Origin of the sequence: Vibrio sp. 10N.239.312.D08 (assembly GCF_041466145.1) — a bacterium.
Classification (GTDB): Bacteria; Pseudomonadota; Gammaproteobacteria; order Enterobacterales; family Vibrionaceae; genus Vibrio; species Vibrio crassostreae_C.
The window spans coordinates 68773-74783 of the sequence record NZ_JBFSSD010000024.1 but is presented as its reverse complement, the minus strand read 5'-3'; the positions used below and the strand labels follow the sequence as shown (position 1 = coordinate 74783).

7 protein-coding genes are annotated in these 6011 nt (G+C 42.8%); 2 read left to right on the top strand and 5 right to left on the bottom strand.

Annotated features, from left to right (window positions below):
* Positions 1–132: 132 nt before the first annotated feature.
* On the bottom strand, positions 133–1107 hold the full coding sequence (gene cysB, locus AB6D58_RS14160; protein WP_136983019.1) for an HTH-type transcriptional regulator CysB: 975 nt from the start codon (positions 1105–1107) through the stop codon (positions 133–135).
* 323 nt (positions 1108–1430) lie between these two features.
* Here cysB and AB6D58_RS14155 point away from each other — a divergent pair, with 323 nt between their 5' ends.
* Positions 1431–2195: a hypothetical protein gene (locus AB6D58_RS14155; protein WP_017060243.1), complete on the top strand. Its 765-nt coding sequence runs from the start codon at positions 1431–1433 to the stop codon at positions 2193–2195.
* A gap of 143 nt (positions 2196–2338) precedes the next feature.
* Positions 2339–3094: a tRNA isopentenyl-2-thiomethyl-A-37 hydroxylase MiaE gene (miaE, locus tag AB6D58_RS14150; protein ID WP_017060242.1), complete on the top strand. Its 756-nt coding sequence runs from the start codon at positions 2339–2341 to the stop codon at positions 3092–3094.
* Between the two features lie 104 nt (positions 3095–3198).
* On the opposite strand, the gene pyrF is transcribed toward miaE, so the two are convergent.
* The 4 genes from pyrF to ihfB form a co-directional block, all read right to left on the bottom strand.
* Complete coding sequence (gene pyrF, locus AB6D58_RS14145; protein WP_017060241.1) at positions 3199–3894, bottom strand: orotidine-5'-phosphate decarboxylase; 696 nt, start codon at positions 3892–3894, stop codon at positions 3199–3201.
* A 124-nt stretch (positions 3895–4018) separates the two neighbouring features.
* The gene (gene lapB / locus AB6D58_RS14140) at positions 4019–5194 is read right to left on the bottom strand and encodes a lipopolysaccharide assembly protein LapB (RefSeq protein ID WP_017060240.1); all 1176 of its coding nucleotides are present in this window, start codon (positions 5192–5194) and stop codon (positions 4019–4021) included.
* 12 nt (positions 5195–5206) lie between these two features.
* Entirely contained in the window at positions 5207–5479 is a 273-nt protein-coding gene (locus AB6D58_RS14135) for a LapA family protein (protein ID WP_017060239.1), read from the bottom strand.
* 129 nt (positions 5480–5608) lie between these two features.
* Positions 5609–5893 (bottom strand): integration host factor subunit beta, encoded by a 285-nt coding sequence (ihfB, locus tag AB6D58_RS14130; RefSeq protein ID WP_017060238.1) that lies wholly within the window; start codon positions 5891–5893, stop codon positions 5609–5611.
* Between the last annotated feature and the right edge of the window lie 118 nt (positions 5894–6011).

The following is a 6011-nucleotide window of genomic DNA, read 5'->3' as shown; positions in this document are numbered from 1 at the left end:
CTGAGCCCGTAGAGGACTTTCACCTCCTAGATCAACGCCATGCTCGGCGCACAAACAAAAACCGGCCTGATAACAGACCGATTTAAAATTTAGAAATGCTTCCGAGCTTCTAGTCTTGTAATGTTCTAATCACTATCTCACCGGCAGATCGATATCCTTAAACATCTCTTCGATCTCATCATTCGATTTTAAAGAGATAGCTTGTTCAACCACAGGGCGAGTTAAGTGCGGTGCAAAACGCTCCATGAAATCAAACATGTAAGAACGCAAGAAGGTGCCTTTTCTAAAACCAATGCTGGTTGTGCTCGCACCAAATAGATGGCTCGCATCAATCGCAACCAAATCAGTATCTTGCTCGTGGTCAATAGCCATACTTGCAATTACACCAACACCAATGCCCATACGAACGTAGGTTTTGATTACGTCTGCATCAGTTGCTGTAAACACAACGCGAGGTGTTAAACCGACTTTATTGAAAGCGGTATCTAACTCAGAACGCCCCGTAAAACCAAATACGTAAGTCACTAGAGAGTAGGCCGCAAGATCTTCTATCGTAATATTTCGCTTTTGTGCCAGAGGATGGTCTTTAGTCACGACGATTGAACGATTCCAGTGATAACACGGCAGCATAATCGCATCTTGATAGAGGTGAAGGGCCTCCGTTGCGATAGCAAAATTCGCCGTCCCCTTAGCGACAGCTTCTGACATTTGGCTAGGCGTGCCTTGGTGCATGTGAAGTGACACTTTTGGATAGCGCGCGGTAAAGCCCTTGATCACATCAGGGAGTGCATAGCGAGCTTGAGTATGCGTAGTCGAAATGTTCAATGTGCCCATCTCAGGATGAGTATGCTCACCCGCTACTGCTTTAATACTCTCAACACGAGCCAAGATCTCTTGTGAGATGCGAATGATATCCTGACCCGCTTGGGTAACCTGCGTTAGATGCTTGCCGCTACGCTCAAAAATCTGAATGCCTAGTTCGTCTTCAAGTAATCTAACTTGCTTACTAATGCCAGGCTGAGATGTGTACAAACTCTCTGCTGTAGCTGAAACATTTAGGTTATGGTTTACAACCTCAACAATGTACTTCAGTTGCTGTAACTTCATATCTAACCTCGTAATCCTTTACTCATTTCTGTGCTAACTTATTTGCAAAGAGAGCGTTATAGTCGCGTGTAATATAATTAATAGTTATAACGCTTCGAACACAAAAATGACAGGAAAATTGAGTTTTTCTAGCTTAACAAACAAAAACATCACTAACGCTTTGCAACCCAACCCTCATTCTCATACATTAGTTGGTAAGTTTTGATTGCCGATTTCGCTCAACAAGAGATAATCAGAAATTGCAATTTACGAGTGCCGATACACAATGGAATCGTGTATCCTCTCCAGTTAGCTATAGAAAAATAATAAGCAGACTCAAATATATGAATATTGGTTTAATAATCGTCTTAGTAGCCGTTCTTTTGGTGTTAGTTTTAGGCTACAACATCATGCTTCAATATAAAGTTAAGGTAGAAACAGCGAAGAAACAGGAAGCTTCTCGTTATCTAACCATTATTGACGGTACAGAAGAACTGATTGGCAACGCTCATCACATGCCGTTTAGCCAAGATCTTCTTGTATGCTTAAACAATCGAATTCTTGATGCATTAGAAAACATGTATCAACTCGATCCAAAAAATAAGCAGCTTGCCCAACGCATTGAAAGCGTAAAACAACAAATCACTCAGCTAAAAGAGAACTACAAAGGTGGCGAGAGTACCGCTTTCCGCGTACCAAGTAGTGACAAGCAAGCGATCATGATGCTTAAGTTAGTTAAACGCCTGCGTGATACGGTGCGCAACGAGCACAATAAAGGCCGTTTCGAGACTCAAGCTTATGTGGTTGAAAATGCTCGCCTAGAAACAATTCAAATCCGTATTAACATTGAAAATGTTATCAAACGTGCAAACGATTCGATTTCTCGCGGACAACCGGGAACAGCGATTCAGCTATTACGCAAAGGTATTGATGCTTTGGCGACTAAGAACGACTCGTACTCTAATCAAGCCAAAGAAAAGCTTCAACAGATGCTTAACGAGCTTGACCAGAAACGCCAAGACAAAAACGCTCAAGATTTGCAGCAGATGGAATCTAAAGAACGAGAAGACGATATGGATGCCCTCTTCGGTCAGAAGAAGAAATGGTAACAGTCTAACTCAACACTTAAAGGCCGCCTTATTTACATTAAATAGGCGGCCTTTTTTGTAGCTGTTGAATTTCCTTTCTCTGTATAGGGAGATCTCTTGAGCTGTGATAAAATCCCCGCATTATCAACAAACTTTCCCTGACCATGTATCAAGAATTACTCGCTCCAATCCACTCTTTTCTTAAAGCCGAAACGCCAGATTCATGGATAGATGAAGCCAAAAAGCCAGAAAATCTTCACATCATTCTACGCGATCACATGCTGTGTGAACTTAAGGCGGCACAGAGTGCTTTATTCCTTATTCGCAAGTACGCCGTCGATAAAGAAAGCGCGAAGCAACTGAATGAATGGATTTTGCCATACGAGCAATTTGCTTACCGTCGTATCGGAGACTTAGAGTCTCTGCGTGGTAAAAGCAACGTATCCAAGCAAATCACAGCGAAAGAAGGCTGTAATTACGGTGCTGACCTAATCGATAAGATGGTTTTACTGATCAAAGAAGAGCTGCATCACTTCTACCAAGTCATGGAGTTGATGGAGAAGAAAGGCGTGACTTACCAGCCAATCGAGGCGGGTCGTTACGCTAAGGGCTTGATCAAACAAGTTAAGACTTACGAGCCTGATGCTCTGGTTGATAAGCTTATCATCGGTGCGTTTATTGAAGCTCGCTCTTGTGAGCGCTTCGCTAAATTGGCTCCTTTCTTGGAAGAAGACATGGAGAAGTTTTACGTGTCTCTACTTCGTTCAGAAGCTCGCCACTACCAAGATTACCTTGAGCTAGCAGAACAGATCGCAGGGAAAGATATTTCAGAGCGTATTTCGCATTTTGCTCAAGTAGAAGCTGATCTTATCACTTCAGAAGACAGCGACTTCAAATTCCATAGTGGTGCTCCGGTTTAGGCTCCACACAGAACATTCAGCCCAGTTTAGACTAATCCAGACTAAAAAATTAAGGCCAGCAATTTGCTGGCCTTCTTTATTTATATCTCAATCCAAATATAGACTTAAGCAAGCGTACCGTTGATCTCTGCAAGTACAGCAGCAGGGTCTATCGCTTGCGTAATCGGACGACCAATAACAAGGTAGTCTGAACCTGATTCAATCGCTTTAGAAGGCGTCATGATGCGCTTCTGGTCACCAACATCTGCGCCGACAGGACGAATACCTGGAGTAACTAGCTTGAACTCTTGACCAAGTGCACCTTTAAGCAAAGAAGCCTCTTGTGCAGAACATACAACACCGTCTAAGCCAGAGTTTTTCGTTAGAGAAGCCAAGCGCATCACGTGTTGTTGTGGTTCAAGATCCAGACCGATACCCGCTAAGTCAGATTGCTCCATACTGGTGAGTACCGTTACACCGATTAACAGTGGACGATCTTTGCCATAAGGTTCTAAGATTTCGCGAGAAGCCGTCATCATACGCTCACCGCCACTTGCGTGTACGTTCACCATCCAAACACCCAGTTCAGCGGCAGCACGGACTGCTTTTGAACATGTGTTCGGGATGTCGTGGAATTTAAGGTCTAAAAATACTGAGAAACCACGCTTATGTAATTCACGAACAAATTCAGGGCCAAACAGGGTAAACATCTCTTTGCCCACTTTTAGGCGGCAAGATGCTGGGTCAATTCGATCGACAAAGGCTAACGCATCCGCTTGATTATCATAATCCAAGGCTACAATGATTTTTTGGTCGTTCATTTCATCTCCTAACGCAGTTAACTTTCTAAAAATTTCTAATCACCTAAGCAGGTGATAAATAACAGTCATAAAAATGCAGCCCGAAAGCTGCAATTAATAATTTGGTCTTAAAGTGACCACAAATCTATTCACCATCAAGCCCACGAATAGGCTTGATCGTCCCCCACCCTTTACATGAAGGGCAGTGCCAATACAAAGAGTGTGTCGAGAAACCACACTGACGACAACGGTAATGAGGCTTAACCTTAAGCTGTTCACCAACCATAGATTGAAGTGTGGTTAAGCTGTCTTTTGCTCGGCCTTCTTCTGCTTCCGCTAGGTGGTAATCGATTAATCGATAAAAACCTTTCATGGTTGGATTTTTAACAAGCTGCTTTGTCAGTAACTCTTGAGCAGAGCCTACATCTTCATGGTGAGCAACCAATTGCGCCAACATCAGTTCGGCAGATACACCGGCTTTCTTCTGAATACACGCTTTGAGGAACTCGACCAATTGAGCTTCTTGTCCAAGCTTGTGGTAACACTCAGCAAGGGTTGGCAACACCTCACTGATAAAATCGATATCTTGTTCAAGTACCGATTCAAGACAATCAATTGTCTTTTGGTAATCTTCGTTCGCTAAGTGAAACTTCCCTAGTGCGATACTTGCGCGAACACATTTAGGGTCTTCAGAAAGCGCCTTCTTAAAATGCTGAAGCGCTTTAGAACGATTACCATCGGCTTGTTCTTGCATTGCAAGCTCACACCAGAAATGCGCGACTGTGGCACGCATCTTCATTTTTTTCTTGCCGAGCTTAACTAAGATATTTCCGTAATGGATAGCCTTGTTCCACTCACGGGTCTGCTGATAAATAGCCACCAACTGCTGTAAAGCGCCCTCTTTATGGTCAGGTTCTTCTACAAGTTGTTCAAAGATTTTTTCAGCGCGATCAAGGAAGCCAGAGACCATGTAGTCTTTAGCTAATTGTTGCAGTGCGAGATTTTTCTGATCGAGGGTAAGCCCCGAACGAGAGATGAGATTTTGGTGAATACGAATAGCGCGGTCGACTTCGCCTCTTGAGCGGAACAAGTTGCCCAAAGCCAAGTGAGTATCGATGGTTTCATTGTCTACTTGAAGCAGTTCAATAAAGTGATCAACCGCTTTGTCAGATTGATCTGACAGTAATAGGTTCAAACCCGTCACGTATTGACGGGAGATCTGGTGTGATTGCTTTTGTTTTTCTTGCTGAGCGTTACGATTACCCATATACCAGCCATAAGCGGCTGCGATGGGCAAAAGTAAGAACAGTAACTCTAACATCAAATATAGCCTTTAAGCTTTAGTATCAGCAGGGACCTGCTTTGATTGCTTATTGAGTTGCTTCTTCAAGCGATGAATTTTTAGCTGAGACCGCATGTGCATATTACCAAAGACTAACCAAGCAAGGGCGAAGCCTGAAACGAATACAACACCTAATAAACTTGATAGGTGGAAGTCACCTTGCGCTAGCAGATAGTTGAAATTCACAGTTGTTTGGTTTTGAGAGCCTAAAGCCAGTGCAATTAGGAAAAGTGCGATAACGGCGACTATTTTTATAATTTTCATAGTTCATCACTCATTGGTTGGTTAGCTGTACGATTATGCAGGAAAATTACTAATCAGACCACCATATTATGGTCATAAAAAAGCGGCATACATTATAGTATGCCGCTTTTCTTAATTCCGATAAGTAGGCTACATTCCTGAGTTTACTCGTTCACGCAGCTCTTTACCTGGTTTGAAGTGAGGAACGTATTTACCTTCTAACTCAACCTTGTCACCAGTCTTTGGGTTACGTCCAACACGAGGCTCACGATAATGCAGAGAAAAGCTGCCAAAACCGCGAATTTCGATTCGATCACCACTTTCTAGTGTTGAAGCCATATGCTCTAAAATGTCTTTTACAGCGTCTTCAATTTCTTTTGCAGAAAGATGCGTTTGCTCAGCGCACAGTCTCTCAATCAATTCAGACTTAGTCATAGTTACCCTCGTTGGTTTTCTTTTTAGAAATTATAGACCTATCGGAAAAATAAGCAAAAAAAAAGGAGCCTTACGGCTCCTTTCTTGGCTAGATAGCTATAATTCTCTTAATGAGAAG

Excerpts from the sequence above, each read along its gene's own strand:
- AB6D58_RS14155 (WP_017060243.1), top strand. The coding sequence starts at position 1,431 with ATGAATATTGGTTTAATAATCGTCTTAGTAGCCGTTCTTTTGGTGTTA.
- cysB (WP_136983019.1), bottom strand. The coding sequence starts at position 1,107 with ATGAAGTTACAGCAACTGAAGTACATTGTTGAGGTTGTAAACCATAAC.
- miaE (WP_017060242.1), top strand. The coding sequence starts at position 2,339 with ATGTATCAAGAATTACTCGCTCCAATCCACTCTTTTCTTAAAGCCGAA.
- AB6D58_RS14135 (WP_017060239.1), bottom strand. The coding sequence starts at position 5,479 with ATGAAAATTATAAAAATAGTCGCCGTTATCGCACTTTTCCTAATTGCA.
- ihfB (WP_017060238.1), bottom strand. The coding sequence starts at position 5,893 with ATGACTAAGTCTGAATTGATTGAGAGACTGTGCGCTGAGCAAACGCAT.
- lapB (WP_017060240.1), bottom strand. The coding sequence starts at position 5,194 with ATGTTAGAGTTACTGTTCTTACTTTTGCCCATCGCAGCCGCTTATGGC.
- pyrF (WP_017060241.1), bottom strand. The coding sequence starts at position 3,894 with ATGAACGACCAAAAAATCATTGTAGCCTTGGATTATGATAATCAAGCG.